Source organism: Halorussus ruber, from assembly GCF_004765785.1.
GTDB lineage: Archaea > Halobacteriota > Halobacteria > Halobacteriales > Haladaptataceae > Halorussus > Halorussus ruber.
In genome coordinates this window covers 284,142-310,991 of sequence record NZ_SBIT01000008.1, presented here as the reverse complement: position 1 = coordinate 310,991, position 26,850 = coordinate 284,142, and the positions used below count along the sequence as shown (strand labels likewise).

The window sequence follows — 26,850 nt, the reverse complement described above, 5'->3', positions numbered from 1 at the left end:
GAAGCCATGCTCTCGGGGTTGCGATGGCTAGCGCTCGAAGCGAAGTATCTCGACCGGGCACGCGAGTTCTACGCGACCCACCTCGATCTCCCGATTCTCCGCGAGGGCGACGGCGAAGTCGTCTTCGAGGCTGGCGATTCTGCCTTCGTCCTCCGAGAACCCGGCGGGGTCCCCCGCGGCGGGGTCCACACCCACTACGCCTTCGCCGCGCCGCCCGACAGGTACGACGAGTGGCGCGACCGACTCGGCGAGTCGTTCGACCTCACGGAGTTCGACTTCGGCGGGTCGAAGTCGCTGTACTTCTACGACCCCGACGGGAACTGCGTCGAAATCGGCGGCTGTGGCGAGGGCGAGTCGGCCATCACCGGCATCTTCGAAATCGTGCTGGAAGTCGAGGACCTCGCGCGCGCAGAGTCATTCTACGAATCGCTCGGCTTCGAGGAGGTAGACCGCGGCGAGGAGCGAAAGCGCGTTCGCCTCTCCGGTCCGGTGGACCTCGAACTCTGGGAACCGCAACTCGGCATCGCCGACGCCCGCGGCGGTCTCCACGTGGACGTTGGATTCGAGGCCGACGACCCCGAGGCCGCAGTCGAGGCAGTCCGCGAGGACGCCTGCGAAATCGAACGCGTGGATTCGAGTGGCCGCTTCGAGGACGCGACCGCCGACGAGGCCCTGCGAGTACGTGACCCAGATGGCCACTACGTGACGCTCTACTGACCAATAACGGGGTTTGCGGGGCCGAGTTCACCCTGTGCCTAATCGTTTAGGTACCGTGCTTTTTGTGCCGGAGTATCCAGTAGAAGTTGCACCATGAATACGGACGCCCCGGACGTGACCGCTGGCTTCGCCGGAGGAAACAGCGGCATCTCGCCAGCTCTCGACGCTACGCTCGACCTCCTCTCGAACCGCCGCCGCCGGTACGTCCTCTATCACCTCCGAGAAGAAGGCAGTACGGTCACGCTCGACGAACTCGCCGAGCAAGTCGCCTCGTGGGAGAGCGAGGCTGGCGACCCCGTGGACGCAGAGCGCGTCCTCGCCGACCTCTACCACAGCCAACTCCCCCGACTCGAAGAAGCCGACGCCGTCGCGTTCGACCCCGAGGAGGGGTACGTGACGCTCCTGGAGGACGACGAGAAGCCCATCTCGGAGTACCTCGACCTCGCCGCCCGCGAGGAGAACGTCGTCTGAGGTTCCGCTGACGGTCGGCCGTCCGTGACGTCGCCCTTCCCCGCGATAGCTGTGTCCCGCGCTTCGGTCCCAGTCTCCTGTCTCCTCAGCCTCTCTGCTACCTTCTCAGCCTCCGTATTCTCTGCGATTCGATTGTCCTACCGCCCGGCCCGGGGTTCGCTACAGGTCGGTGACTTCGCCGACGCTCTCGGTGATGTCCTCGTCGGCCCGCCAGAGGTAGAGGCTGGCGTAGCTTCGATACGGTGCCCAACGCTGGGCGGCCTCGACCATCTCGGTTCTGGTCATCTCCGTGCCGAGGACTGCCTCGATGCCCTTCCGGATGCCGAGGTCGCCGACCGGGAACACGTCGGGCCGACCGAGCGAGAACATCAGTTGCATCTTGGCGGTCCACGTCCCGACGCCCTTGATTGCGGTGAGTTCGGCCAGCACCTCGTCGTCGGGCACCCCCGCGAAGTAGTCGAGCGAGTAGCCCTCCTCGATGAACGCCTCGGCCACGTTCCGGACGTACTCGGTCTTCTGGCGCGAGAGTCCGGCGTCCCGCAGGACTTGCGGGTCGGCCGCCAGCACGGCCTCGGGGGTCGGTTCCACCCGGTCGAACAGACGCTCGCGGGTCGCGGCCGCCGACGCCATCGACACCTGCTGGCGCAGGATGGAGACGACGAACCGCCGGTAGAAGTCCGCTGCCGGTTCGATGGTCAGCGGGCCGTACTCGGCGACCAGCGGCCCGAGGTCGGGGTCAGCCCGGAGTTCGGCGATGGCTTGCTCGGTCATCGGAGCGAGGTAGGAACTGCTCGCTAATCAGCGTACGGCCTCGATGCGGCGAGGAGTCGGCCTCGATTCAGTAAGGGATTTGAGACACCGCCCGAAACCAAACGCAATCCGACTCAATCCATGCACACCACTACCTCCGCCGACGGCGTCGAAATCGCCTACGAACGCTACGGCGATGGCCGCCCGCTGGTCCTCGTCCACGGGAGCAACGACTTTCGCTCGACGTGGCAACCGCTTCGGCCCCTGCTGGAAGAGGAGTTCGAGCTGTTCGCCATGGACCGCCGAGGCCGGGGCCAGAGCGGCGACGCCGACGGCTACGTCTTCGACCGCGAGGTCGACGACGTGCTGGCCGTTATCGAGGCGGCCCAAGAGGCGAGCGCCGAGGAGGACGAAGGGGTCGCGCTCCTCGGGCAGTCCTTCGGCGGCATCTGCGCGCTGGAGGCCGCCCGGCGGACCGACGCGGTGGAGTCGCTGGTCCTGCACGAACCGCCGGTCCTCCTCGAACCGCACCGCGCGGCCCACACCGAGATGGTCGCCGGGGCGACGGCCCGGGCCGCCGAGGAGGACGACGAGGCCGCGCTCCGGTGGTTCCTGCGCGAGGCGCTGGGGCTTCCCGAGGCGATGATAGCGAACATGCCGATGTGGGACCAGCGCGTCGAGTTCGCGGACGTGAGCCGCCGGGAGCTAGACGCCGCGGGGATGTACCGCCCGCCGGAGACCCCGGACATCGAGGCCGAGACGTTGCTCCTCTGGGGCACCGAGAGTCCCGACTACCTGCGGGAGACCGCCGAGGAACTGGCCGACCGCATCGCCGACGCCGAGGTCCGGCGACTCGACGGTCGAGGCCACCTCGCCCACGCGCTGGCCCCGGATGCGGTCGCCGAGGAGATACTGGACTTTCTCGGGGAGTGAGCCAGTTACTCTCCCCACCGACTGAGTGCGCTCGGTGACCCAGCCGCCTCCTGGTGGACTGAAAGGGCGAGGGCTTTCGAAACCTCGTTCCCTCTGTTCTCTCTATTCGAACCAGCGACTCTCTCTCCCAATTCTCTCACTCCGCCACCACACCGTAGAACCCGTCTGCGAGTCGCGGAAACACCCCCACAGAGAGCGCCCCGACCAGCAACGCGAACGCGACCGACGCGACCGGCGAGACGGCCTCGCTCAGGGCGCGGCCGCCGTAGGCCGCCAGCGCCAGCACGGCGTTGTAGTAGCCCAGTCGGAGGAGGACCAGCGACGGCGTCATCGCCACCCATCCTGGTTCGTCGGTGGCGAGCGGCGTCACCCACCCGCCGCGGAGGAGCGCCGCGCCGACGACCATCGTCAGCCACGCCACCAGCGCCCCGAACTTGAGGCCGAACCACGCGTTCGTCGCGCTCGTCATCAGGTGGAACAGAACCGGGATGCTCAGCACGGAGATGTCCGCGAAGGCGTAGGTCACGTCGTCCAAGAACACGCCGACGCCGTCCTTCTCGTCCACGCGCCCCTCGCCCCACCCGGACCACGACTGGCGGCGTCGGCTCGTCGCGGGTCGGGTCTGTCTGGCCCCGCGGTCTGACATGTTGGCGAGTACCACGCTCGGCGAGATAAAACTGGGGCCGGACCGGCGTCGAGGAATTGAGGTCAGACCGCCGTCGAAGACGAGAAGACCGACAGAGAATGAATATTATTTGTTTAGAGAATAAGTACAATTGTTAGAAAATTATATTGGTGTGTTTACTCCCTGAATATCGTTACGAGGTCACTCCTCGGTCTGCTCTTCCTCTTCCTCCTCGGTCTCCTCTTCCTGGTCCACGCGCTTCTGGACGTTGACTTGATAGTGCTTCAGGATGTCGCGGCCGAGCAGAACCGGGTAGTCCATGTGGGCGCGGTCCTCGACGCTCGCGGTCACGGTGTGGCGGTTCCCGCCGACGCCGACCACCACGTCCACGACCGGCCGGGAGCGACTCGACTTGCTACTGCCCGATTTGACCTTGGCGATGCTCTTGATGGGGCCAGCGCCGATTTCGGCCGCGAGTTTGGTGTCGATGCTGGTCCGGGTCGCGCCCGTGTCGGACTTGGCGACGACCGTCTCCGACCCGCTGGTGCCGCTCAGGATGACCTCCTCGGTGTAGCCGACGACGATTGGTTCCCCTGACCCGATGTCCTTGGGCATCGGCTTGCAGGCGGGAACCGAGTCGTCCAGCGAGGCGGTCAGGTCCTCGACTTGGCCCTCGTCTACGGTGCCGCCGCCGCGCTCGATGGCGAGCTGGGCGATGTAGGGCGCGGCGCTCCGACCGGTCGCCTTGAACAGACCCTTGAAGCCCGCGGTCGGGTTGACTTCGAGGACGTACCAGCCGTCGTGGCCCTCGATGAGGTCCACCCCGGCGTAGTCGAGGCCGATGACGTCGGCGGCGTCGCGGGCGATGTTCGCCACCTCGCGGGGGAGGTTGTCGGTCGCGTCCTCGACGGCTCCGCCGAGCGCCACGTTGGTCCGCCAGTCGTTGTCGGGCGCGTAGCGGTTCATCGCGCCGACGATGCGGTCGCCGACGACGTACACCCGCAGGTCGCGGTGTTCGCCCTCGTCGCGCTCGATGAGTTCCTGCAGGAAGGCCTGCCGGTCGCCGACTCGGGGGTTGACGAGTTCGTCGGGGCCGACCTTCCACGTCCCGCCGCCGTGGGTCCCGATGGCGGTCTTGTAGACGGCCTCCTCGCCGAAGTCGCTCCGACCGTCGTTGAGTCGGTCGTTCGACAGCGCGAGCAGGGCGTCGGGAACCGGCAGGTCGGCGTCGGCCAGCGCGGTCGCAGTCGAGAACTTGTGGATGGCCGTCATGACCGAACTCGGGTCGTTCAACACCGGCAGGAGGCTGTCGTAGATTTTCGCCAGTCCGACCGCCTCCGAGGGCTGTTCTGTGTTCGACAACAGGAGACGATTCGCCACGATGTCCACGTCGGGTTCGAGGACGACTTCGCCGTCGGAGAGGCGAACCGCCGTGTTCTCCTCCCGAAGCCAGAAAGGTTCGTGACCGAGGTCTTCGATTGCGTTCAGAATCGCTTTGGTTTCCTTGCTGTTGTGGAGACTCAGTACACCCACCCGCACACCAGAACCATCTGCAGTCATTGGTATTCAAATATTGTACGCCATCCCTTAAAAAGGGGAACATCGAACTGGCTCGGAACGAAAACAACTCGAAGCGCGTCTCCCCGTCTTTATATATGCCGGAGTCCGAGTGGGTGGTATGACCGGTTCGGAGGAGGACCCCGACGCGTTTACGTACAACGGCGGCATCGTCGAACCGGGCGAGACCCAGAACGTCCGCTACGGTATCAGCGAGACGTATCTGGGCGACCCCGTTCGCATCCCCGTCACCATCGTCAACGGGACCGAACCCGGCCCGACGGTGTTTCTCTCGGCGGCGGCCCACGGCGACGAACTCAACGGCATCGAAGTCGTCCGCGAGGTGGCCCACGAGTGGAATCACGAGGACCTCTGTGGCACGCTCGTCTGCATGCCAGTCCTGAACGTCCCCGGCTTCCTCGCTCAGGAGCGCTACCTCCCTATCTACGACCGAGACCTGAACCGCTCTTTCCCCGGCCGGAGCGGTTCGACCAGCGCCAAGCGGATGGCCCACCAGATTTTCCGGAACTTCATCGCGCCCTGCGACATCGGTCTGGACTTCCACACCTCGACTCGCGGCCGGACCAACATGCTCCACGTCCGGGCAGACATGGCCGACCCCGAGGTCGCCCGCCTCGCCAAGGCCTTCGGGTCCCACGTCGTCATCTCCTCGGAAGGGCCGTCCGGAACCCTGCGTCGGGAGGCCACCGACTACGGCATCCCGACCATCACCATCGAGATGGGCGAGGCCCACCGCTTCCAGCGGGAGTTCATCGACCGGGGACTAGAGGGCGTCGAGAGCGTCCTCGCGGAGTACGGCGTCCACCGCACCGACGCAGTGAAGTGGCCCGGGTGGCGCACAATCATCGACGACGACAAGGCGAAGACGTGGATTCGGGCCGACGCCGGCGGACTGGTGGACATGCACCACGACCGGGGGTCGCTGGTCTACGAGGGCGACACCATCTGCACCATCACGAACCCGTTCAAGACCGACCGCGAACCGGTCGAAGCGCCCTTCACGGGCCTGCTCGTCGGCGTGCTGGAGAACCCGGTCGTCTATCCGGGGAACCCGCTGTGTCACATGGTCGAACTCTCGGCGAACACCCGGAAGGCGCTGAAGCGAGAGCGCGCCCAGAGCGAGTCGGTCGAGACGCCGACGCCGCCGCCCGCGGTGCCGGAGAAGCGATAAAATGGCACCGAAAGCCACCGTCCAAAACTGATTCTTCGACAATTCCCAGATATAGTACAAAATCCACGCCGGAAAAAGCCAGACCGAAGTGGACTGGTTAATTCCCGAGAGGAGCGCGCTGATTGGCTCCAGTACGTATAATTTGTGGCCGGTTGACACCCTTTGGCGGGTGGCTATGTGTTCGAATATCGCTCGTAAACCGCTGTTGGACGTACTCGAACAGCGAATCGACGCGCTGGAGTCGGTACGGGAATCTGGAAAAGACAAGCGCGAACTGGTCGAGAGCCTCGACTGCTCGCGCTCGACGGTCGATAGAAGTATTCGAGAACTCGAATCGCACGGCCTCGTGGCGTATTCGGCGGGCGAGTATCGCCCGACCACGTTCGGCAGGCTCGCGCTCGCGGAGTACCGCCGATTCGAGGAGCGAGTCGAGACGATGAAGCGCCTCAAGCCCGCCTTGGAGTGGCTCCCGGTCGAGGAGTTCGACCTCGATTTCGGCTGTCTGACCGACGCGGAGGTAATCGTCTCGACGCCGAGCGACCCCTACGCGCCGGCGAACCGCCACGCGGACGTGGCCTCGCAGGCCGAGACCTTCCGGGCGCTTTTGCCCGCAGTCGGCCTGAATCAACTGGAGGCCGGGCGACAGTCCGCGGTCGAAGACGGCCAGCGCCAGCACGTCGTGGTCGAACCGAGCGTCGCCGAGCAACTTCGGGAGAAGCCCCACTACGCCGAGAAAATCGAGGAGATGCTCGACACGGGGCGGGTCGAGATTTCGGTCTCCGAGGGCGACATTCCCTACTTTCTCGGCCTCTACGACGAGATTGTCCACGTCGGCGTCGAGGACGAAGACGGGATTCCGCGGGCGCTCATCGAAACCGACGCCGAGGAGATCCGCGAGTGGGCCGACTCGACGTTCGCCGAGTACGAACGTGCGGCGCGGGCCTTCGGTTGAGTCGTCGGTGGAGCGGTCGGGGGCGAGCGGCGGTCGGCTGATAACGAACTGAGTTGTCGGTTCGGGAATCGAACGCGGCTATCGGCTTCCGGTCCGGAAGAAGGTAGAAACTTCTATTTGCCCACAGTCCAACTCCCCGAACGGACAAGTATGAGTCAATCGTACAATCGAGGCCTCATCGAAGACTTCGGCCGGTGGAAGGAGTTCACGGCCGGGATGTGGGCCTGGATACTTCACAAGTTCACCGGGTGGGTACTCATCGGCTACCTGTTCACCCACATCGCCGTGCTGAGTACCGCAACGACCGGTGCGACCGCGTACACCGACACGATTCAAGGGCTCGAAAGCCTGCTCGTCGTCCGCGTCATGGAAGTCGGCCTGCTGGCCGTCGCCGTCTTCCACATCCTGAACGGCGTCCGCCTGCTGTTCGTGGACCTCGGACTCGGACTCGAGCAACAGGACAAGAGCTTCTACGCGTCGCTGGTCGTCACCGGCGTCATCGTACTGGCAAGTGTTCCGACCTTCCTGGAGGGGGCGTTCTGAGATGGCCGAACGCTACTCGTCCTTCCAGAGCGGAAGCCTCTCGTGGTTCCTCCAGCGAATCACGGCGGCCTTCCTGGTCGTGGTGCTGGCGTTCCACTTCTTCCTCCTGCACTTCGTCAACCACGCCTCGGAAGTGACTTTCGCCGGAACCACCGCCCGGATGGAGCAGTGGGGCTACATGCTGACGATGGTGCTGTTCCTACTGACCGCGACCTTCCACGGCGTCAACGGCGTCTACGCCGCCCTGCTGAATCAGGGCCTGACGGGCGGGAAGAAGACCGCCGTGAAGGGCCTCCTCGCCATCGCGGGCCTCGCGCTGGCAGGGCAGGGAACCTACCTCGCACTCGTCATGGCCGGAGTGATGTAATCATGAGCACGCAAGTACCCGAAGAGCAAGAACAGACCGAACCCGACGAACAAGCGGCCGAGACGGCGGTCCAGCAGCGGGAGACGCCGGGCGACCGACGCCGGGCCGAGCGAGACGCCGAGCGCCAAGAGCGCCAAGCGGCGGCTGGCGCGCCCGCCGAACCCGACGAGGACGCGGTCCTCCTCAAGGTGTTCCGCTACGACCCCGAGGTCGAAGGCAAGATGGAGCCGCGCTTCGACGATTTCTACGTCCCCCGAAAGAAGGGGATGACGGTCCTCGACGCGCTCATCTACGCTCGGGACCACTTCGACACGACGCTGACCTTCCGCCACTCCTGCCGACAGGCGGTCTGTGGGTCGGACGCTTTGTTCATCAACGGTCGCCAGCGCCTCGGCTGTCAGACCCAGATTTCGGACCTCGACGACCCGGTCCGAGTCGAGCCGCTTCCCCACCAAGACGTGGTGAAGGACCTCGTCGTGGACATGGAACACTTCTACGACCAGATGCACGCGGTCGAACCCTTCTTCCAGCCGGAAGAGGAGTCGGGCGGCGACTTAGAGGAGTACCGACAGACCCGCGAGAACCGCGAGAAGATCAAGATGTCCACGCGGTGCATCTGGTGCGGTGCCTGCATGTCCTCGTGTAACATCGCGGCCGGGGACAACCAGTATCTCGGTCCGGCGGCCATCAACAAGGCCTACCGGTTCGCCATGGACAAGCGCGAAGGCGAGAACATGAAGGAGCATCGGCTGAACGTGATGGACCAGGAACACGGCGTCTGGCGGTGCCAGACCCAGTTCTCCTGTACGAACGTCTGTCCGAAGGACATCCCGCTGACCGAACACATTCAGGAACTCAAGCGAGAAGCGGTCAAACAGAACCTCAAATTCTGGTAGACCAACCACAATTCAACACCAACTATGCACGAACACGACGTTCTGGTAATCGGCGGCGGCGGTGCCGGACTCCGTGCGGCCATCGCGGCCCACGAGGAGGGTGCAGACGTGGCTATCGTCACGAAACTCCACCCCGTCCGGAGCCACACCGGCGCGGCCGAAGGCGGTATCAACGCGGCGCTCCGCGAGGGCGACGACTGGGAACTCCACGCCTACGACACGATGAAGGGGTCGGACTATCTCGGTGACGCCCCCGCAATCGAGACCCTCGCGCAGGACAGTCCCAGCGAGACCATCCAACTCGAAAACTGGGGGATGCCGTTCTCCCGCGAGGACGACGGCCGCGTCTCCCAGCGACCGTTCGGCGGCCTCTCCTTCGCCCGGACGACCTACGCCGGAGCGGAGACCGGCCACCACATGCTCCACACGATGTACGAGCAGGTCGTCAAGCGGGGGATTCAGGTCTACGACGAGTGGTACGTCGCCGACCTCGCAGTCACCGACCACGACGACCCGGCCGACCGCGAGTGTCACGGCGTCGTCGCCTACGACATCAAGACCGGTCAAGTCGAGGGCTTCAAGGCGCGAAACGGCGTCATCCTCGCAACCGGCGGCACCGGACAGGTGTACGACCACACGACCAACGCGGTGGCCAACACCGGCGACGGGCAGGCGATGGCCTACCGCGCTGGCGTCCCGCTCGAAGACATGGAGTTCGTCCAGTTCCACCCGACCACGCTCCCCTCGACCGGGGTCCTGATTTCGGAAGGTGTGCGCGGTGAGGGTGGCATCCTCTACAACAGCGAGGGCGAGCGCTTCATGTTCGAGTACGGCTACGCCAACAACGCCGGGGAACTGGCCTCCCGCGACGTGGTGTCGCGCGCCGAACTCACGGAGGTCAACGAGGGCCGCGGCGTCGAGGACGAGTACGTCTACCTCGACATGCGCCACCTCGGCGAGGAGCGCATCACCGACCGACTCGAGAACATCCTCCACCTCGCGCGGGACTTCGAGGGCGTCGACGGCCTCGAAGAGCCGATGCCGGTCAAGCCCGGCCAGCACTACGAGATGGGCGGCATCGAGACCGACGAGAACGGCGAGACCCTCATCGACGGCCTCTACGCCGCTGGCGAGTGCGCCTGCGTTTCGGTCCACGGCTCGAACCGCCTCGGCGGCAACGCCCTGCCGGAACTCATCGTCTTCGGCGCGCGCGCCGGTCGCCACGCCGCGGGCAAAGACCTCGGCGAACCCGAGATTACGACGGGCAAGACCGACGACATCGAGAAGGAGACCGACCTCGACACGCCGGTCGAACCCGGCGCGGTCGGGGCTAGCGAAGGAGACGCGGTCGCCGACGGCGGGGCCGCCGTGGTCGAACCCGACGAGACGGTGCGTGCCGCAGTCGAACGCGAGCGGACTCGCATCGAGCAACTCATGGAGAAGGACGACGGCATCCAGCACGCCGAACTCCGCGAGGACCTCCAGAAGTCGATGACCGCCAACGTCAACGTCTTCCGGAACAAGGAGGGACTCAAACAGGCGCTCGAAGACATCCGCGAGGTCCGCGAGGCCTATCAGGATGTCTACGTCAACGACCCCTCGCGCACCTTCAACACGGACCTCATCCACACCATCGAGACGCGCAACCTCATCGACCTCGCCGAGGCCATCACGCTCGGTGCCCTCGCCCGCGACGAGTTCCGCGGTGCCCACTGGCGACAGGAGCACCAGGAGCGCAAGGACGACGAGTGGCTCAAGCACACGATGCTCTCGTGGAACGAGGGCAGTCCGGAACTGTGGTACAAGCCGGTCATCCTCGAAGGCGAGAACAAGACCTACGAGCCGAAAGAACGCTCGTACTAATCGAGATTTCTTTCTCTCCGGCTTTTCTTCTTCGCCGTTCTGTTTCGATTGCTCTCTTTTCGGGTTGGAGTCGGTGGTTCTCTTGTCTCGGTAGGCACTCTTCTCGATTCGGCAGGTATTTCTCCCGATTAGCAGGCACTCCTCTCGATTCGGCGCGCGCTGGCGCGGCGTCTCGTCGCCGCGCCATCGGCGTGCGAGGGATGAGTAGCGCAGGAGCGTAGCGACGAGCAACGCAATCGGTTGGGGAGGACGTGGCTCGCGGTCGCGGTGCGGGGCGGTGCGGTAGACGCCTAGGCTTCGGCCTGAAGCTAGCTTCTTTCAGCCTTTAACGTCGGGTCTGCTTCTCATAACAATCAGACGAGCAGATAGAACTGGGACTTCAAGAAGACGGAAACAAGGTTTAGAAAGCCCTCGCGCGGTTCGCGGTCGCTCAGCGGGATATTTCCGCGCTCTCCGCACAGCCCGCGCGGAAATAGTTGCCCGCTGAGACGACCAAGCGTTGCGCGAACCCCGCTCGCCCTTTCAGTCCGCCAGGGACGTGGACTGTCGAACTGAGCGAAGTGGGTAGGGACGGTGTGTTCGAATACTCTGGTTCTCCCCGTCCTCAAACCCCAAAACCGGGTCTGAATTTACGACCCCTCCGCCGATTCACCAGCCAGTCCTTCCAGAAGGTACTCTGCCGAGGTCCGCGTCGTCGCCATCGGCACGTCGTGAACGTCACAGAGGCGCAGGAGCGCGGTGATGTCGGGCTCGTGCGGCTGGGCCGAGCGGGTCCCGCAGGAAGACGATGCCGTCGAGGAGGCCCTCGACCACCTCCGCGCCGATTTGGGTGTCGCCGCCGATTGGGCCGGACTCCTTGCGTTCGATTTCGAGGCCGGTCGCCTCGGCGATTCGCTCGCCGGTCGAACCGGTCGCCACGAGGTCGAACGTCGAGAGGAGGTCCTCGTGTTCGGTGGCGAGCGAGATGATGACCGGCTTCTCGTCGTCGTGGGCGATGAGTGCGAGACGAGTCATACTCTTGGGTCGGTTTGCATCGTTATTGGCTTGCTGGCGGCTGAAGTCTAAGGAGTTTGGAAGTCCTTGACGTGTCGCTCTCTTTGGGTGTAATCGGGAGTGAAGACAGCAGGACTACGGCGGTGTTGTCTTCTTGAAGCCCCCGCCCGGTCGCGGTCGCTGGTCGGCATATCCGACGGACGTGGTTGCGACGGATAGAGGCCGACCAGCGACTACAGTGAACGCGACCGGGCGGCCCCTTCATCCCGCCCACGGCGGCTGATTCGCCGAGCGCATCCCGGCGGTTGGTCGGGCGGGGGCGTCCCGGCAGTTGATGAGTCGAGCGCCTCCTGTCGGCTGATTCACCGAGCGTTCGCGCGTGGTCTGTTCCACCGGGGGCTCGCCGCGGGCGGCGAGCGCCCTCGCGCAGAGAAATGAAGATACGTGCTAAAGAAATGTATTTATATATTTAGAAACGAATTAGTTATCCATATACCCAAAACACGCCCTAACACGACCCGTTCGTCCGGACGCCGATCGTCTCCACTTCTGCCTCCTCGGCCCGGAGGGCCTCGCCGGTCACGTCGATGGTCGAGGAGCGCACCGCGCACCCGTCCGCACCGGCCACCCAAATCCCGTCGCGGTCGCCGCGAGGGTGGCGGACGCAGAGACTCTCGAATCGGCAGTCGTCCCGGCGGGTGGCCCGGACCGCGGCCCCCGACTCCGCGGACCCCGAGATGCGGACGTTGCGCGCCCGGAATCGGGTGCGCTTCGGGAGACTGCCCATGCTCGGGATGGTCTCGCCCGCCATGCTCTCGATGGGATTCCGGACGTGGAGACCGTAAGCGTCGGCGTCGGTCCGGATTTCGGTGTTCACCACGACCGCCTCGCCGAACTGCTTGCCGACGACGATAGCGCCCGAGCTGTAGGTCCCGGTCAGGTCCGTGATGGCGACGTCGCAGTCCTCGATGCGGACCTTGCCGCCCTCCTCGGCCCAGATGCCGCGCATGTTGGGCTTGTACTCGGGCCGTCTGGGGTTGTCCACGCGGACGGTCACGCCGCGGACCAGCGCGCCGGAGGTCCCGCCGCCGACCCGGACCTGTTCGATGCCGTTGTTGGCGTAGTAGCCGCCCAAGATTCGGAGCGGCCCGCGGTGGTAGGCCGCATACAGGCCCTCCATCCAATGCTCGACCCGGCAGTTCCGGAAGGTGAGGTCGCCGACGCTCCGCGGGAAGACGTAGACCGCGTGGCCGTGGGTCGAGCCGTCGGGGAGTTCGACGTTCTCGAAGCGCAGTTCAGAACCCTTCCCCGCCGCCGCAACCTCGAAGGCGGTCGTCGGCGCGCGTCGGTGGCCCCGGACCGCCACGTTCCGGACGACGTTGCGCCCGCCAGAGACCGAGAGGTAGGTCACGGGCGCGACACGGTTCCCCCGGCAGTCGACGGTGAATCCCGAGAAGCGAAAGTCGCTGAGGTCGCCCCACATCAGCCAGTAGTCGCGCTTGCCCTCCGGCGGAATCAGCGCGGCGTCGTCGCCCACGACCCCGAGGTTACTGTACCCGGTCGCCTCCCACTCTCCGAGCTTGTAGCGCCCCGGCGGAAAGTACAGCAGGGTGTCGTCGCCGACGCGCTCGTTCAGAACCGCGTCGATTGGCTCCTCGCCGGAGGTGTCAGCGCCCGCGTCCGCGACGTTGACGACGGTCTCGTACCGGCTCCGGTCCACCCCGGTCGGAGTCCGCGCGGAAGTCGAGTTCCCCCTCGTCGTCGCCGTCGTCTCGCCGGTCGGCGTGTCGGCGGTTTCAGTAATTTCGGCGGTTTCGGTCGAAGTGGTCCGTCGCGTCGTGGTCGTCTCTCCGGGCACGAACTCGCTACACCCGGCCAGCGCACCCGCCGCGGCGGTCGCTCCGGCGGCGCGGAGATACGCGCGTCTCGTCGTCGGACTCTCGCGGTTCACGTCCGACTCTCTCGCCTCTCGGGCGCATTGTTATGGGCGTCCTGTGAGCCGAACAGGAACTTCCTGAAAAGGGATATGTCAGGGAGTCTCCTCGGCGTCCGCCGGGCGACCCACGACGACCCTCGACCAGAGCGACCCGAACGGCGGCGCGCCGTCGTAGAGCCAGAGCAGGACCACCGAGGCCATCAACCCGAGTTCGACGGCGAGGTACGTCGAGACCTCACCCTGCGCGAGTTCGGCCACGTACCGGACGAACAGCGTCCGGACCATCTCGACGAAGCCCACGCTGGCCTCCGAGACCGACGCGGGCACCACCGGCCAGAACAGGAATCCGTAGTTGGGTTCGCCCCCGACGAGCAGGGGATAGAAGACGTCACCGGGCAGGTGCGAGAGGTAGCCGAACGCGAACGCCGCGCCGACTTTCCGCCGACCGAGCGCCCACGCCGCGGTCACCGCGAGCGCCGACGCCGGGAGCGCCACCAACAGCGAGTGGGCCAGCGAGTGCCCGGAGGGCAGAATCCCGAACGCCCACGCCAGCGGTTTGTCCACCAAATCCGGAAATTGCGTCCCGAGCGCCAGCGCGACCACCGGCCACGTTCGCGGCGCTCGCCGCCCGAAAACCCGGACGAACAGCGAGTAACAGAGGTATCCCACTGCGAGGTGTTCCCAAGGCCACATGGAGTTAGCGAGGAGCCATCGAAATCAGGCTATCCCGAGACGTTGACCCAGACGTGGACCCGCCGGTAGGCGTTGTCCGTCGTCGGATTACTCGGCGGGTCGCCCTCGTAGACCAGATACGTGAGTCGCAGGTTCTGGCCGGTCATGGTCGGGGTGACCTCGTGGGTCGCCCGCCACGACTCGCCCGCGCCGACCGTGGGCGTGAACGTCGCCAGCGTTCGCTCCTGCAACACCTTGGCTCCGCCGTCGCCCGTCTGCTCGACGCGCTGGAGTTCGACCACGACCGAGTAGTCGGTCCGGACCTCCTCGTGGTTCTCCAGTTCCACGACGAGGGGTTTGCCCTCACCGCTGGTGAAGTTCCGGGGGTAGTCGTCGGCCACGAGCTTTCCGGTCTCGTTCTGCGAGAGCAGCGAGACGCTGGTGTAGTCCTGACCGGGCGAGGGCGCGGCCACCGCGTAGCCGACCGCCGCGACGGCGACGACGACCGCCGCCGCGAGGCCGACGTTCAGGACAGTATCGGTAATCGACCCGCCGGAGACCGCTCGCTTCGCGTCGCCGGACCACGCCCGAATCGGGAGCGAGAACCGCCGGTCGGCCGGACGCCGGAGTCGCCGAACCGTCCCGAGGAGAGCGAACAGAGACGCGACCACGGCGACCGACAGGATGGCGGTTCCGGGCGTGATGGCCCACGGCGAGAAGCCGAGCGCGACTCCGAGCAGCGGGAGTAGCGCGACGCTGAACCCGAAGCCGAGGGCGGCGCGCTCGCCGCCGGTCAGCCCGTGTTGGCGGGCGTCGGCCAGCGACCAGTTCGGCGAGGCGTCGTCGGGCGTCGCGCCGGGGAAGAGGAAAGACACCAGCGCGTACCCCGGCGCGAAGAACAGGAGCGGAATCCCGACAGCGACTGCCAGCGGCGTGCCGTACACCCCCGGCTGAGACAGGACGACGACCGCCGCGACGGCGTAGGCGACGACCGCGAGCAGGTCAAGCGGGAGCGCCGGTCGGGCGAGGCGCTCGACCAGCGTGTCGTCTGCGGCCTCGTGACTCATGGGTCCGACGACCCTCCAACGACGCTTCGATACCAATCGGAGTCGGTTCGACGGCTCATTACAGTCGGGCAACGCGCGATTGCCACTTTGTTATCTCGTGGCTGTCCCCCCGTAATCGCCGATTACACCGAGCCGAGATTCGAGACCACCACCGTCGCGGATTCTCTCGGCAATCTCGAACTCCTCGGGAATCGATAACAGGGAGGACCTACGAGTCGCTCAACGGACGTATAACAAAGGTCCGCACAGGGACACATATGGAGTAACGTTCGCTCCGGCGTTCTCTGTCCGGGGAGAACGGCCACAACGTCAGAATAACACCGGATAACGTTTGGATACCATGCTCTCGAACGATGCAACGACAGTCTTCGACAGGAGGAACGACCCATGAGAAACGCCGTCTTCGCCGGAATGTTGGCGCTGCTGGTCGCGGTCGCGCCGGTCGTCGGCACGGTCGGGGCCGTCAGCGCGCCCGACGACGCCGGAAACGCCCCGCCCGAGCGGTGGGCCAAGACGGTCGGCGGGAACGGTGACGACAAGTTGGCGACCGGCGTCCCGGTCGACGACGGCTACCTCGTCGTCGGGTGGTCGAACAGTTCGGACCCCAGCGACCCCCACGACGGGTACGTCGCCATGCTCGACCGAGCGGGCGAGACGCGCTGGGAGAAATCCTACGGCGGGTCGGGTGCCGACAGGATTTTCGGCGTCGAGGAGGTCGGCGACGGCTATCTCGTCGTCGGCACGAAGACGACCGACGGGGACAAAGACGGCTGGGTGATGAAACTCGGCTCCGACGGCGCGAAGCGGTGGGAACGGACCTACGGCGCGAACGGCCCCGAGGAGTTCTGGTCGCTGGCCCGCTCGGGCGGCAACATCTACGTCGGCGGCTGGCGGAAGGACGGCGGCAACGCCGAAGCGTGGGCGATGAAGCTGACCGGCGACGGCAAGGAAGTCTGGAGCGAGACCTACGACACCGTCCGCTCGGGGTCCGACGAGTACGTCAACTCCATCTTCGTGACCGACGGCGGCGACCTGCTCATGACCGGGACCACGCAGGGTAGCTCCGCCGACCCCTCCGACGGATGGGTCCTTCGCGTCGACGGCGAGGGCGAAGTCGAGTGGGACGAGACCTACGGCGGCGGCGAGTTCGACAAGGTCCACGACGCCGTCGCGGCCTCGGACGGCGGCTACGTCCTCGCGGGTCGGACCGCGAGCGAGGGCAACGGCGAGCAGGACGGCTGGATGCTGAAAATCTCGGGGAACGGCGAGACCCAGTGGGAGCGGACCTACGGGACCGCCAAGGACGACGCCTTCTACGGCATCCACAACGACCCTGACGGCGGCTACGTCGTCTCGGGCACCAAGCACGTCCTCGGCGAAGTGGGTGCCGACGGCTGGATGCTCAAGACCGACGCGAGCGGCAAGAAGAGCTGGGAGCAGACCTTCGGCGGCGAGTACTGGGACAAGTTCTGGCCGGTCGTCGAGGGCCACGGCGGCGGCTACCTCGCAATCGGCGAGTCCACGAGCTACGGCGAGACGCGGGACGGATGGGTCGTCCGGGTCGGCGGCCCGGCGGTCGCGGCCATCCAAGACGCTGACGCGAACGAGTCCGGGACGACCGTGATGTTCGAGGACTCGCCGGTTCGAGCGGTCACCCTCTCGGACGCGAACGTCTCGGGCGTCCTCTCGGTCGCCGAGGAGTCGAACGTCTCTGCGCTCTCGCCGCCGGGCGAGGCCCTCTACGCGGTCACGATGGACGGGCCGAGCGCACTTGCGAACGGCTCGGCGACAGTCGAGTTCACGGTCCAGACCGCGGCGGTCGAGGCCAATCTCTCGGACGTCAAAGTCGCCCAGAAAACTGCTGACGGGTGGACGATGCTGAAGACGACGCTGGTGTCCGAGGAGAACGGAACCGCGGTCCTCGCGGCCGAGACCGAGGGCACCGGCACGCTGGCCGTGACCGACGTGCCAGCGCCGAGTGCGAGCATCGACGCCGACGAGTCGGTGCTGGTCGGCGAGACCGCCGAACTCTCCGCGAACGGCTCGACCGCCGAAAGCGGCGAGCCGACCAGCTACGAGTGGTCGGTCGGCGACGAGTCCTTCTCGGGCCAGACCGCGAGCGTCGGCTTCGACAGCGTCGGCGAGCGGACCGTCGAGTTGACCGTGACCGACCAGAACGGGCTTCAGGACACCGAGACGGCGACGCTGGTGGTCAACGACAAACCGCAGGTCAGCGTCTCGACGCCCGACTCGGCGACGGTCGGTACGGCAGTCGGCTTCTCGGCGGACGTGACCGACGAACTCGGCGACACGACCGTTACGTGGCGCTTCGCTAGCGGGAAAGTCACGGGCGAGTCGGTCGAACACAGCTTCGGGTCGCCCGGCACGCAGACGGTGACGGTGGTCGTCGAGGACGAGTACGGCGCGACCGTGACCGAGGAAGTGCAGGTGCAGGTCGAAGCGCAGGGGAACGACGCCGGACAGGAGACGACCTCCTCGGGCTCGGGGAGCGCCGTCCCCGGATTCGGCGTCGGCGTGACGCTGGTGGCGCTGCTGGCGGCCTCGCTGGTCGCGGCGCGACTCCGCGCGTAAGTTTCCCTTGACTTCTCGACCGCGGTAACTGTCCGTTTCGCATCGTTTTGCGGCGGTACGCTGGCCGTAACGTCCCGTTACGGATGGGAGTGAGGTGTATACTAAAGAGGCTACCGCAGCTAAAACTGAGTACGTCACGCCGAACGACGGTGATCTACCCTGAGTTGGACAATCCCCACAGCCGACCTCGACGAATCGTTCGAAGAGGGAGAAGTCATGTTCGCTGTCGACGACAGCGACGACGAGCGCACGACCGTCATCGCCGACGTCTCGAACGACGAAGCGTATCTGGCGATGCCGTTCGAGGAGTCGCACACCCTCTCGCAGTGGCGATAGCTCGATAACCAGCCCTCCTTCTCCTCGGTTTTCGGTCCGGCACGGCAGTTTCTCGATAGACCATCTCAGAGCGTCTCGCGTAGTGGAACTTCTTTCTCGGCGCGTGCTGGCGTCTTGCCGAGCGAAGTGAGGCAAGGCTCGTGGGAGCTTGCCTCCCACGGCGCGGCCTCTCGTGGCCGCGCCGAACCGCGCGAGGGACGACTGAGCGACCAGCGGGAGCGAAGGAGGAGGTTGGGGAGGTCTGAGGCCCACGCTCGGTGCCCCTTCCACGAGGATGTGCTCGACCAGTCGAACCTCGTCGGGTGGATGAAGGGGCCGCCCGGTCGCGTTTACTTCAGTCGCTCTGCGGCCTCTATCCGTCGCAACTACGTCCGTCGGATATGCCGCAGAGCGACCGCGACCGGGCGGGGGCTTCAAGAAGCGTTCTCGGTCTCGGTTGTTGTCGAGTCCGGAACTCACGTTCGTACTCGCACTCAAACCGCTTCCCTTGGTCTCCTTCCTGCATCCAGAATCACAAACTGCTTTTCTCCCAATCGCAAACCCAGAACCCGATGAACGTCACACTCACCCTCTTCGCCCTCCTTACCGGATTCCTCACGGGCGCGCTGTTCACCTTCCTCGGCATCCCGATGCCCGCGCCGCCGAAGCTCCCCGGCGTGGTCGGCATCGTCGGCATCTACATCGGCTACCGGGCCGTCGAGTACTTCGACGTCGGCGTGGACCTCCTCTCGATGCTCGGTCTGGCCGGGTGAAAGGCGGTTTGCAAGCGTTTGAGTTTCGAGTTTTCGCGGGCGTGCTTCCAGAGAAAGAATTGTTCTTGGTTGTTAGAGATAACTATTTAGTTCTTAAGGAATTGTTTTGGTTGCTTTAGAGCGTCACGAAGGTTCAAGTACGAAGCCGGGACCAACTGGTGTCGGACGTTTCGTGTGGTCGCTCGGAGGTCGGGCCGGGGACCGCCAGTCCGACTACCCCGAGAGGGCTGAGCCATTGGAGTGAGTTGCATCGTTGTGACTCCTCGGCTGACGTGTCGGGGGTATGGTCGAGGAGAGAGCGAGTTAGTTGCTCTGCGAGAGTCGCTGGTTTGCGGAGTTAGCGTGGGACGGCGTTTGGGGTGAAGTAGAGCTAGCTACTCCCGAAGCCTAGGCGTCTACCGCAACCGCACCGCGACCGCGGGCCACGTCCTCCCCAACCGATTGCGTTGCTCGGGGTTCGCTTCGCTCACACCCTGCGCTACTCATCCCTCGCACGCCGATGGCGCGACACGAGGTCGCGCCAGCGCGCGCCAGAGACTCTAGTTATCACCTCACACTGAGCCGAATCCCCCACACCAGAAATCGAAGATAGAACCAAAACCCCAGAAAAACAGCCGAAAGCGGGACGCAGAGCGTAGTTAGATGTAGCCGAGGTCGCTGAGTCGGTCCTCGACCGACCCGTCGTCCGTCTCGCCGACTGCTCCCGATTCGGTCCCGAAGGGGACCTCGCCGTAGTCGGCCCGCGCGACCGACTCCCCGAGCAAGTCCGCCGGGACCTCGCCGGTCATCCGAGCGGGCACGTCGAGACCGGCCGCGGCCATCGCAATCGGTGCCACGTCGGTCAGCGAGAGGCCGTCGCCGAGGAGTGCCTGCACCTCCTCGCCCGTCTCGAACGCCGGGCCGTCGGCGATGAAGACGCCCTCGCGCTTGTGGTCGTGGTCGTCGAGGGGCACGAACTGCTGGCCGATGAGGTTGGTGCTGAGGACGTGGTTCATGTCGGCGGGCATGAACAGCACGTCGCATGCGTGTTCGGCGTCGGGGCCGTCGTAGACCTCCTCGCGCCGCCGGACCCACTCGAAGACCGGGTCGCCGTCCGGCGTCCGGAGGGAAGCGAGCGTCCGAATCAGGTCGTCTCGGACCGACTCGTACTCCTCGGGCGCGACGACGCCGGAGGGTTCCCGGCCTGCCAGATTCACCCGGACGCCGAGTTCGACGCTCCGGCAGTAGGCCGTCGATTCGGCCCAATCGACGCCCTCGCTGGCGGCGGACACCGCCTCGTAGGGCAGGATTTCGGTCAGCAGGTCGCCCACGCCGAGTCGCGTCGCCATCGCGTAGGCGTCGCCCGGCGAGATGCCCACTCGACCGAGCGCCCCGGTCGCGGCCGAGACGACCCGACCGGTGACGGAGGGACCGCTTGCAGCGGCTTCGCTCGCGCCGCTCCCGTCGCCGGTTCCGCTGGCCCCTCCGCCACCCCCGTCGCCGGTCAGCGCGGCCTTCTCGGTCATCAGACTCGGCCGCGAGGAGTCGGTCGTGGTCTCCACGAACCCCTCGTCGCGCAGGATTTCGTTGAGGTAGACCGTGTAGCCGTCGACCTCGCCCATGCCGTGGTCCGAGCAGATCACCACGTTGGCGTCGCCAGCGACCTCCCGCACCCGACCGAGGACCTCGTCGGCCCGCTCGTAGGCCCGCCGGAAGGTCTCGCGGTCGCCGAAGTCGTGGAACACCGTGTCGGTCTTCTGGACTTGGACGACCGCGACCCGCCAGTCGTACTCGGTCAGGAGGTACTCGGCGGCCGCGCCGCGCATCCGAATCACGTCGAGGTAGCTCTCGCGTTTGTCGCCGTGGTCGTCGCCGGTCTCTGCCGCCGAGTAGATGCGGTACTCCTCACCGATGGCCTTCGAGATCTCGTCGCGGACGCCCTCGGGATAACCCGCGTCCTCCTCGTGGGCCAGATACCCCGGCACGAGGACGCCCTCGACCGGTTCGGCGGGGTGCGTGACCGGGACGTTGAGGACGACGACCGGTTCGTCCATCGCGGTCAGGTAGTTCCAGACCGCGGGTTCGCGGACGTGATCGCGCGTGACCAGCACGTCCTCGTCCGGGTAGCGGTCGGTGTGGTGGAAGAAGCCGTAGGTCCCGTGGTGGCTCGGGTCCGTGCCGGTGAACATCGAGGGCCACGCGCTCCCGGTCCACGGCGGGAAGGTCGACGTTAGCGGTGCCTCGACGCCCGACTCTCGAAGCGCCCCGAAGTTGGGGAGCGACGAGGAGAACTCGTCTAAGTAGTCGAACGCCAGCGCGTCGAATCCGAGGACGACTGTTCTGTTGTTGCTCGACATCGATCTCCCGCGGTCGATGTCTTCGACCGCTCTCGACACAACCCACGGACGCTCGGGCCATTGTTCTCTGGCGCTTAGGTCGAACACATCGTTCGGCTAACGATTTCGTCCCGCGAGAGACGTGTCGTTACTTCCGCCGAGCGCACGCGGCACCTGAAGGGCGTCAGCCCGAACCTGATTTCCGAAAATCGGGGGAACGCGGTGGCTGACGCCGAGCTACCGGGGTTACGCCGCTCCTGTAGCGGTCGGCAGGTCCGAGTTATCGACCGCGCTACCACGGCGTCGGCACGAAACCGAAGTACGCGGCGACGAGCGCGAGGACGACGAGGACCAGTAGCTTCGCCACTCGACCGCCGGAGGTGGTCTCGACCACCAGCCGCAGCCCTTCGAACTCGCCGAGGGTCGGGACCGACGCTCGCTCGACGCGCAGGCGGAACTTGGCCCACACCAGCGGCCCGCCCTCGCGGTCGGAATCGGAGTCGGTGTCGGAGGTCATGCTTGGGGACCGGAGTCGCTTGCCGCTCGATACCCACCCCGCCACGGCGGACGACCGCGAGAGCGACGAGCCAGTCGGAGCCGGAGTGATGCGTCTGTCGCCTTGCTTAGTTCATAATTATTTTACGAGATAAAAGAAGATAAAAGCTTTGGCAGTTCCGCCTTGGTTTTCTTACCGAAGCTTCTGGTAGACGCTCGACAGGGCGTTCGTGACCTTGTTGCCCTTCTGGATGGCGTAGTGCGACCGGAGTTCCGGGGCGAACTTGGCCTTGTAGCCGCAGAGTCGCTCCTCGTTCGCGCCCACGAGGTCGTAACGCTCGATACCGCGGTCCATCGCGTCGGTCATGATTTCCCAGTCCACCAAATCGTTGACCGGCAGGTCGTGGTCGTGTTTCGCGCCGCCCTGCCACCGGTAGACGGTATCGCCGAACTCGAGGGCTATCATCCCGCCAGCGATTTCACCGTCGATTTCGCAGGCGTAGGGCCGGACCGCGCCCTCGGGGAGATTCTGATAGAGGTCGGTCACGAACCGGGGCGTGACGCCGTAGCTCTCGCCCTGCTCGTCGTGGCGCTCTTTGACCTGCGAGACGATTGCTCGAATCTCGTCGGGGCCGCCCTCGTAGACCCGATAGTCGCCCTCGGTCCGGATGTTGTTCCGGGCGTCACTGGAGAAGGACATCAGCACGTCCTCCTCGCCCGGCGTGATGTCCACCGCGTAGGTGTGGCGCACGTCGATTTCGAAGTCGCGCCACTCGAAGGGCCGGACGTCCCGATAGGCCGGGTCGGTCCGGACGTTGGTGAACTTCGGGCCGAGTTGTCGCTCTATCCAGTCGAGACTGCCTTGGACGAACCGCTTGGTCCGGCGCTCGCGCTTCCGGCGCTTGAGCTTGCGGTGGTTCAGGAGCGCGGGACCGAGATAGGAGACCCACAGGGAGGGCGCGGGCGAGAACGCCATGCTCATCCCGCCCTTGCGCTTCTCGAAGACCGGAAAGATGCCGACCGGTTCGTGGCCCTTGTAGCCGACGAGGAGGTGAAGCCTCGCGTCGGCGTGGTCGGCCTGCGCTCGGAGCGATTCGAGATAGTGGAAGACGTTGGCCTGTGGCGACCGCTCCACGAGGTCGTTCCACTCGTGGTGGTCGAAGGCGTCCGCGGGTCCGATGCTGATACCGTCGTTGTCGAGAATGCTAACGCTCATCGTTGGAAATTCATTCGAGATAGCCGAGGTCGGCGAGTCGCGCCTCGACCTCGTCGTCGTCGGTCCGTTCCTGCTCGCCCGCGTCGAAGGCGGGGTACCGCTCCGTGCCGACCGACTCGACCGCGGGGAGGGTCTGGCCGTCCATGCGCTCGCCCGCCGGGAGACCCATCGTCGCCAGAATCGTTGGAGCCACGTCGAACAGGTGCGCGCCGGAGAGGTCCGCCGTCGGGTCCACCCCCGTCCCCGACACCGCCACGATGCCGTCGCGCTTGTGGTTGTAGGGTTCGCTCGGCGGGCCGAACTGACCGTCGCCGACTCTGGTCGAGAGGAACTCGTCGTACTCGCGCGGAATCGTAATCACGTCGGGGGCCTCCTCGACGTAGGGACCGGAGAACACCTCCTCGCGCCGGGCGACCTCCTCGAAGACCGGCTTTCCGTCGGGCGTCGTGACCTCCGAGAGCATGGCCACGAGGTCGTCGCAGAGCCGGTCGTACTGGCTCTCGGAGACGACGCCGTCGGGTTCCCGGCCTTCGAGATTGACTCGGATGCCCAGTTCGATTCGGTCGCGCATGTAGGCCTTCGAGGACGGGAAATCGACCTGCTCGGAGGCCGCGCGGGCGACGTCGGTCGGGACGCGCTCGGCGACGAAGTCGGCCAGTCCGACCGCGTCGAGCGCGGCGTGGATGCGCTGGCTGGTGACGCCGACGCTGGCGAGTCCGGCCATGCCGCGCCGGAGGAGGTCCGGGCCGTCGTCGGCCTCGGTCTTGCCCTCCTTGCCGTCTTGGAGCTGGTTGTCGGCGATGGTGGACCACGTGGGCATCCCCTCGCCCTCGGTGGTGGTCTCGACCAGTCCCTGCTGGCGCAGGAACTCGTTGGGTCGGAACTCGTGACCGGTGTACTCGCCCATGCCGTGGTCGCTGGCGACGACGACGGTGTCCGGGTCGCACTTCTCGAGGATGGTCCCGAGTTGGCGGTCCACCGCCTCGTAGACGGCCCGGACCTTGCCGTGGTCGCCCGGGAACTCGTGGAAGACGGTATCGGTCTGCTGGAACTGGACGAAGCCGAACTCGGGGTCGAACCGGTCTGCGAGGTAGCGAAACGCCTCGCCGCGCATCTCGACCAGTCGCTCGTACCACCTGACCTTCTCCGGGCCGTCGGCGTCCCGGGGCGCGTACACTCGGTACTCGCCGACCTCCTCGCGGATGTCGTCGAGGAGGCCCTCCGGGTGGCAGTCCGGCTCCTCGGGCGCGGTGTATCCCGGCACGATTGCGCCGTCGATTGCTCGCGGCGGGTGCGTGACCGGGGCGTTGACCACGACGCTCGACTTGCCGCGCTCGTCCAGCAGTTCCCAGAGGGTGTGCTGGCGAACGTGGGTCGCGTTCACCACGTCCCAGTCGTAGCCGTCGAAGGTCAGGAATCCGAACACGCCGTGCTTGCCGGGGTTCGTGCCGGTGTAGAGCGAGGGCCACGCGCTCGGCGTCCACGGCGGGGTCTGAGACGCCAGCGGTCCGGCAGTACCGGTATCGAAGACCGACTCCAGATGAGGAACCGCATCGGCCTCGAACAGGGGTTCGAGGACGGACCGACACCCGGCGTCCAACCCGACCAAGAGGGTCTGCATGCTCGTCTGCGGGCGGTCAGCCATGTATCGTCTCCCACCGTGCGTTCGGCCTTTGTTATGCGCCGTCTGTCACGGTCCAAACACGACCTATCCCCGTAATCGCGGGTTAACCTTGGATTACCGCCGAGAAACGGACTGTTTCGATTCGGGACAGCCCAACCCTCCCGACTGTTTCGAAATCGGCCAAAGCACTTAAATCAGTAATGTAGCATTGAAGCAAAGTCGAAGCCTTTATGAATAGGTAGGCTCGCATTGAGAATTACATGGCACGCGACGATACGGCACGCGAACGCAGTTCGGAACAATCGCTCCTCGACCGACGCTCGTACCTCAAACTCGCAGGCGCGGCGGCCGCGTCGGTAGGGGCGGCAGGCGTCTCCACCAGTTCCGCGGCGGCGGCCTCCTACGACACCATCAAGGTCCCCGCGAACTCCAAGAAGGTCATCGAGGTCGGCCCCGGCGAGACCTTCGAGAACAAACTCATCGACATCACGGCCGACGGCGCGCACGTGAAGTTGATGACCCAGGGTAGCGGTTGGACGGTCCGGAACGTCGGCGTGAAGGGCGAGAACGACAACATGGACGGCACCTACGGCACGTTCTACCTCCGTTGCACCGACGGCGGAGAGGCGCTCGCCGAGAACATCTACATGGGCGACGGCGCGGCCGACCGCTGCGGTCACGCCGCCGTCTCCGACTGGGCCAACGCTGGCACGGTCACCATCCGGAACATCCACATCCAGGGCTGGGCGGCCGACGGGATGTACATGTCCCACGCGGGCAACCACGTCAAGCAGACGATGGGCGTCACGCAGGTCGAGAACGCCTACCTGAAGAACAACAACATCGAGAACTGCCGACTCGGCACGCCCGGCAGCTACATCAAAGACAGCGTCGTCCACGTCGAGAGTCAGGACGCCGTCCCGGCGAACCAGAACGGCCAGACCAACGCCCGCGGTATCTGGTTCAAAGAGCAGTCCGGCCTCAAGGCCATCAACTGCGACATCTCGGTCAGCGGCTCTCACGCCGTCTTCGCCAGCGACAGCGGCTCTGGCACGCTCAAGAACTGCCGAGTCGAAGGCTCCATCACGGGACCGGTCGAGGAGGTCAACGTCACGGGCACCCCCGACCTGACGCCGCCCGACAGCGTCCCGATGTCGGCCGAGGAGGCCGCCTCCGGCGAGATTAGCTCCTCGTCCTCGACCACCTCTCCGTCGTCCACTTCGCCCGACACCACCCAGCAGAAGCAGGACGCGAAGGGGACGCCGCTGGAACTCGTGCCCGACGAGAGCGCCTCGCGCGTCAAGTACGAGTTCACCGTGGACGGCAGCGTCCGCAAGCGCACCTCCGGCGCAGACCCCCTCGCCGAGGAGGCCGACGAGGTCACCGACAACGGCGACGGCACGGTGACGGTCTCGGGCGTCGCGGGCAACGGCTACGGCGACGCCTTCCTCGTGGACGGCGCGATTACCGCGATGGACCTCGACGAGAGCGTCTGGACGGTCCGCTACGACGACAGCGAAGTCGCGCCCTCGGACCTGACCCTCTCGAAGAAGCTGGTCATCGACGGGAGCGACAGCGGTCGCCAAGTCAGCGAGTACGTCTTCACGGTCAGCGGCACGGCTCGCAAGGCCACCGACCTCGGGTCGGTGCAGGCCAGCGACACCGTCGAGGACGGCAAAATCTCCGGCGCGGTCTTCGACGGCAAGGACGGCTACCGGTTCTCGGGCGATGTCACCGGCTTCTCGCTCGACGGCCCGGCCAACGTCCGCGTCGAGGACGCCTAATCCGGGTTTCCGGTCGCAACGGCCTCTCCCGGTCGCAACGACGGTTCCCCCTCGCGGTCTCCCGCTGGCGCTCCCTCCGGCAGCCCGCTGGCGCTCTCCCACTCTTCCCACGCGACTCCCTCGCAGTCTCTCGCTGACGGCCTTCCCTCACGCGACGCCCCCGACGCGGCGACCCCTCTCGCCGTACTGCCGCCGAGGTCCT

The 26,850-nt window shown here is 65.9% G+C and carries 23 protein-coding genes and 1 pseudogene; 13 read left to right on the top strand and 11 right to left on the bottom strand.

What is annotated here, in order from left to right:
* Positions 1 to 6 precede the first annotated feature (6 nt).
* Together EPL01_RS14530 and EPL01_RS14525 are read left to right on the top strand one after the other, a co-directional pair.
* The gene (locus tag EPL01_RS14530; protein WP_135825996.1) at positions 7 to 717 is read left to right on the top strand and encodes a VOC family protein; all 711 of its coding nucleotides are present in this window, start codon (positions 7 to 9) and stop codon (positions 715 to 717) included.
* A gap of 93 nt (positions 718 to 810) precedes the next feature.
* On the top strand, positions 811 to 1,188 hold the full coding sequence (locus tag EPL01_RS14525) for a DUF7344 domain-containing protein (RefSeq protein WP_135825995.1): 378 nt from the start codon (positions 811 to 813) through the stop codon (positions 1,186 to 1,188).
* 159 nt (positions 1,189 to 1,347) lie between these two features.
* On the opposite strand, the gene EPL01_RS14520 is transcribed toward EPL01_RS14525, so the two are convergent.
* Complete coding sequence (locus tag EPL01_RS14520; protein WP_135825994.1) at positions 1,348 to 1,959, bottom strand: DNA-3-methyladenine glycosylase family protein; 612 nt, start codon at positions 1,957 to 1,959, stop codon at positions 1,348 to 1,350.
* A 120-nt stretch (positions 1,960 to 2,079) separates the two neighbouring features.
* Here EPL01_RS14520 and EPL01_RS14515 point away from each other — a divergent pair, with 120 nt between their 5' ends.
* Positions 2,080 to 2,871 carry an alpha/beta fold hydrolase gene (locus tag EPL01_RS14515; protein WP_135825993.1) on the top strand — a complete coding sequence of 264 codons (792 nt, stop codon included), beginning with the start codon at positions 2,080 to 2,082 and terminating at the stop codon, positions 2,869 to 2,871.
* A gap of 136 nt (positions 2,872 to 3,007) precedes the next feature.
* Here the strand turns inward: EPL01_RS14515 and EPL01_RS14510 are convergent, their stop codons facing one another.
* Both EPL01_RS14510 and EPL01_RS14505 read right to left on the bottom strand, forming a co-directional pair.
* Positions 3,008 to 3,517: a DUF8215 family protein gene (locus tag EPL01_RS14510; protein ID WP_135825992.1), complete on the bottom strand. Its 510-nt coding sequence runs from the start codon at positions 3,515 to 3,517 to the stop codon at positions 3,008 to 3,010.
* A 180-nt stretch (positions 3,518 to 3,697) separates the two neighbouring features.
* Positions 3,698 to 5,056 carry an ATP-grasp domain-containing protein gene (locus EPL01_RS14505; RefSeq protein WP_135825991.1) on the bottom strand — a complete coding sequence of 453 codons (1,359 nt, stop codon included), beginning with the start codon at positions 5,054 to 5,056 and terminating at the stop codon, positions 3,698 to 3,700.
* A gap of 118 nt (positions 5,057 to 5,174) precedes the next feature.
* Here EPL01_RS14505 and EPL01_RS14500 point away from each other — a divergent pair, with 118 nt between their 5' ends.
* The 6 genes from EPL01_RS14500 to EPL01_RS14475 all read left to right on the top strand — a co-directional run bounded on the left by EPL01_RS14500 (position 5,175) and on the right by EPL01_RS14475 (position 10,866).
* Positions 5,175 to 6,245 carry a succinylglutamate desuccinylase/aspartoacylase family protein gene (locus EPL01_RS14500; RefSeq protein ID WP_135825990.1) on the top strand — a complete coding sequence of 357 codons (1,071 nt, stop codon included), beginning with the start codon at positions 5,175 to 5,177 and terminating at the stop codon, positions 6,243 to 6,245.
* 175 nt (positions 6,246 to 6,420) lie between these two features.
* Positions 6,421 to 7,197 (top strand): helix-turn-helix transcriptional regulator, encoded by a 777-nt coding sequence (locus EPL01_RS14495; protein ID WP_135825989.1) that lies wholly within the window; start codon positions 6,421 to 6,423, stop codon positions 7,195 to 7,197.
* A 150-nt stretch (positions 7,198 to 7,347) separates the two neighbouring features.
* On the top strand, positions 7,348 to 7,740 hold the full coding sequence (gene sdhC, locus EPL01_RS14490) for a succinate dehydrogenase, cytochrome b556 subunit (protein ID WP_135825988.1): 393 nt from the start codon (positions 7,348 to 7,350) through the stop codon (positions 7,738 to 7,740).
* Between the two features lies 1 nt (position 7,741).
* Positions 7,742 to 8,107, top strand: coding sequence for a succinate dehydrogenase/fumarate reductase transmembrane subunit (locus EPL01_RS14485; protein WP_135825987.1), 366 nt, complete (start codon positions 7,742 to 7,744; stop codon positions 8,105 to 8,107).
* Between the two features lie 2 nt (positions 8,108 to 8,109).
* On the top strand, positions 8,110 to 9,003 hold the full coding sequence (locus EPL01_RS14480) for a succinate dehydrogenase/fumarate reductase iron-sulfur subunit (RefSeq protein WP_135825986.1): 894 nt from the start codon (positions 8,110 to 8,112) through the stop codon (positions 9,001 to 9,003).
* 24 nt (positions 9,004 to 9,027) lie between these two features.
* Positions 9,028 to 10,866 carry an FAD-binding protein gene (locus EPL01_RS14475; protein WP_135825985.1) on the top strand — a complete coding sequence of 613 codons (1,839 nt, stop codon included), beginning with the start codon at positions 9,028 to 9,030 and terminating at the stop codon, positions 10,864 to 10,866.
* 629 nt (positions 10,867 to 11,495) lie between these two features.
* Here the strand turns inward: EPL01_RS14475 and EPL01_RS14470 are convergent.
* From EPL01_RS14470 to EPL01_RS14455, 4 genes and pseudogenes are all read right to left on the bottom strand, one after another.
* A pseudogene (locus EPL01_RS14470) lies at positions 11,496 to 11,880 on the bottom strand (methylglyoxal synthase).
* A gap of 487 nt (positions 11,881 to 12,367) precedes the next feature.
* Complete coding sequence (locus EPL01_RS14465) at positions 12,368 to 13,810, bottom strand: hypothetical protein (protein ID WP_135825984.1); 1,443 nt, start codon at positions 13,808 to 13,810, stop codon at positions 12,368 to 12,370.
* Positions 13,811 to 13,888: 78 nt separating this feature from the next.
* Entirely contained in the window at positions 13,889 to 14,488 is a 600-nt protein-coding gene (locus EPL01_RS14460; RefSeq protein ID WP_135825983.1) for a metal-dependent hydrolase, read from the bottom strand.
* Between the two features lie 29 nt (positions 14,489 to 14,517).
* Complete coding sequence (locus EPL01_RS14455; RefSeq protein ID WP_135825982.1) at positions 14,518 to 15,534, bottom strand: DUF1616 domain-containing protein; 1,017 nt, start codon at positions 15,532 to 15,534, stop codon at positions 14,518 to 14,520.
* A 387-nt stretch (positions 15,535 to 15,921) separates the two neighbouring features.
* Here EPL01_RS14455 and EPL01_RS14450 point away from each other — a divergent pair, with 387 nt between their 5' ends.
* The 3 genes from EPL01_RS14450 (at position 15,922) to EPL01_RS14445 (ending at position 19,214) form a co-directional block, all read left to right on the top strand.
* On the top strand, positions 15,922 to 18,126 hold the full coding sequence (locus tag EPL01_RS14450; RefSeq protein ID WP_135825981.1) for a PKD domain-containing protein: 2,205 nt from the start codon (positions 15,922 to 15,924) through the stop codon (positions 18,124 to 18,126).
* 159 nt (positions 18,127 to 18,285) lie between these two features.
* Positions 18,286 to 18,462 (top strand): DUF7556 family protein, encoded by a 177-nt coding sequence (locus EPL01_RS22735; RefSeq protein ID WP_449272273.1) that lies wholly within the window; start codon positions 18,286 to 18,288, stop codon positions 18,460 to 18,462.
* Between the two features lie 551 nt (positions 18,463 to 19,013).
* Complete coding sequence (locus EPL01_RS14445; RefSeq protein WP_135825980.1) at positions 19,014 to 19,214, top strand: XapX domain-containing protein; 201 nt, start codon at positions 19,014 to 19,016, stop codon at positions 19,212 to 19,214.
* Positions 19,215 to 19,852: 638 nt separating this feature from the next.
* Here EPL01_RS14445 and EPL01_RS14440 read toward each other — a convergent pair.
* From EPL01_RS14440 to EPL01_RS14425, 4 genes are all read right to left on the bottom strand, one after another.
* On the bottom strand, positions 19,853 to 21,550 hold the full coding sequence (locus tag EPL01_RS14440) for an alkaline phosphatase family protein (RefSeq protein ID WP_135825979.1): 1,698 nt from the start codon (positions 21,548 to 21,550) through the stop codon (positions 19,853 to 19,855).
* Between the two features lie 271 nt (positions 21,551 to 21,821).
* A complete protein-coding gene (locus EPL01_RS14435) occupies positions 21,822 to 22,046 on the bottom strand; it encodes a hypothetical protein (protein ID WP_135825978.1) in 225 nt (74 codons plus the stop codon).
* A gap of 171 nt (positions 22,047 to 22,217) precedes the next feature.
* A complete protein-coding gene (locus EPL01_RS14430; protein ID WP_135825977.1) occupies positions 22,218 to 23,240 on the bottom strand; it encodes a lipid II:glycine glycyltransferase FemX in 1,023 nt (340 codons plus the stop codon).
* A 10-nt stretch (positions 23,241 to 23,250) separates the two neighbouring features.
* Complete coding sequence (locus tag EPL01_RS14425) at positions 23,251 to 24,885, bottom strand: alkaline phosphatase family protein (protein ID WP_135825976.1); 1,635 nt, start codon at positions 24,883 to 24,885, stop codon at positions 23,251 to 23,253.
* A 239-nt stretch (positions 24,886 to 25,124) separates the two neighbouring features.
* Between EPL01_RS14425 and EPL01_RS14420 the strand changes: the two genes are divergently transcribed.
* Positions 25,125 to 26,648, top strand: a complete 1,524-nt coding sequence (locus tag EPL01_RS14420) for a right-handed parallel beta-helix repeat-containing protein (RefSeq protein ID WP_135825975.1) — start codon at positions 25,125 to 25,127, stop codon at positions 26,646 to 26,648.
* Positions 26,649 to 26,850 lie beyond the last annotated feature (202 nt).

What these genes read in the sequence shown, in the direction of transcription:
- EPL01_RS14530 (WP_135825996.1), top strand. Translation starts at nt 7, where the DNA reads ATGCTCTCGGGGTTGCGATGGCTAGCGCTCGAAGCGAAGTATCTCGAC.
- EPL01_RS14525 (WP_135825995.1), top strand. Translation starts at nt 811, where the DNA reads ATGAATACGGACGCCCCGGACGTGACCGCTGGCTTCGCCGGAGGAAAC.
- EPL01_RS14520 (WP_135825994.1), bottom strand. Translation starts at nt 1,959, where the DNA reads ATGACCGAGCAAGCCATCGCCGAACTCCGGGCTGACCCCGACCTCGGG.
- EPL01_RS14515 (WP_135825993.1), top strand. Translation starts at nt 2,080, where the DNA reads ATGCACACCACTACCTCCGCCGACGGCGTCGAAATCGCCTACGAACGC.
- EPL01_RS14510 (WP_135825992.1), bottom strand. Translation starts at nt 3,517, where the DNA reads ATGTCAGACCGCGGGGCCAGACAGACCCGACCCGCGACGAGCCGACGC.
- EPL01_RS14505 (WP_135825991.1), bottom strand. Translation starts at nt 5,056, where the DNA reads ATGACTGCAGATGGTTCTGGTGTGCGGGTGGGTGTACTGAGTCTCCAC.
- EPL01_RS14500 (WP_135825990.1), top strand. Translation starts at nt 5,175, where the DNA reads ATGACCGGTTCGGAGGAGGACCCCGACGCGTTTACGTACAACGGCGGC.
- EPL01_RS14495 (WP_135825989.1), top strand. Translation starts at nt 6,421, where the DNA reads ATGTGTTCGAATATCGCTCGTAAACCGCTGTTGGACGTACTCGAACAG.
- sdhC (WP_135825988.1), top strand. Translation starts at nt 7,348, where the DNA reads ATGAGTCAATCGTACAATCGAGGCCTCATCGAAGACTTCGGCCGGTGG.
- EPL01_RS14485 (WP_135825987.1), top strand. Translation starts at nt 7,742, where the DNA reads ATGGCCGAACGCTACTCGTCCTTCCAGAGCGGAAGCCTCTCGTGGTTC.
- EPL01_RS14480 (WP_135825986.1), top strand. Translation starts at nt 8,110, where the DNA reads ATGAGCACGCAAGTACCCGAAGAGCAAGAACAGACCGAACCCGACGAA.
- EPL01_RS14475 (WP_135825985.1), top strand. Translation starts at nt 9,028, where the DNA reads ATGCACGAACACGACGTTCTGGTAATCGGCGGCGGCGGTGCCGGACTC.
- EPL01_RS14460 (WP_135825983.1), bottom strand. Translation starts at nt 14,488, where the DNA reads ATGTGGCCTTGGGAACACCTCGCAGTGGGATACCTCTGTTACTCGCTG.
- EPL01_RS14455 (WP_135825982.1), bottom strand. Translation starts at nt 15,534, where the DNA reads ATGAGTCACGAGGCCGCAGACGACACGCTGGTCGAGCGCCTCGCCCGA.
- EPL01_RS14450 (WP_135825981.1), top strand. Translation starts at nt 15,922, where the DNA reads ATGAGAAACGCCGTCTTCGCCGGAATGTTGGCGCTGCTGGTCGCGGTC.
- EPL01_RS14445 (WP_135825980.1), top strand. Translation starts at nt 19,014, where the DNA reads ATGAACGTCACACTCACCCTCTTCGCCCTCCTTACCGGATTCCTCACG.
- EPL01_RS14440 (WP_135825979.1), bottom strand. Translation starts at nt 21,550, where the DNA reads ATGTCGAGCAACAACAGAACAGTCGTCCTCGGATTCGACGCGCTGGCG.
- EPL01_RS14435 (WP_135825978.1), bottom strand. Translation starts at nt 22,046, where the DNA reads ATGACCTCCGACACCGACTCCGATTCCGACCGCGAGGGCGGGCCGCTG.
- EPL01_RS14430 (WP_135825977.1), bottom strand. Translation starts at nt 23,240, where the DNA reads ATGAGCGTTAGCATTCTCGACAACGACGGTATCAGCATCGGACCCGCG.
- EPL01_RS14425 (WP_135825976.1), bottom strand. Translation starts at nt 24,885, where the DNA reads ATGGCTGACCGCCCGCAGACGAGCATGCAGACCCTCTTGGTCGGGTTG.
- EPL01_RS14420 (WP_135825975.1), top strand. Translation starts at nt 25,125, where the DNA reads ATGGCACGCGACGATACGGCACGCGAACGCAGTTCGGAACAATCGCTC.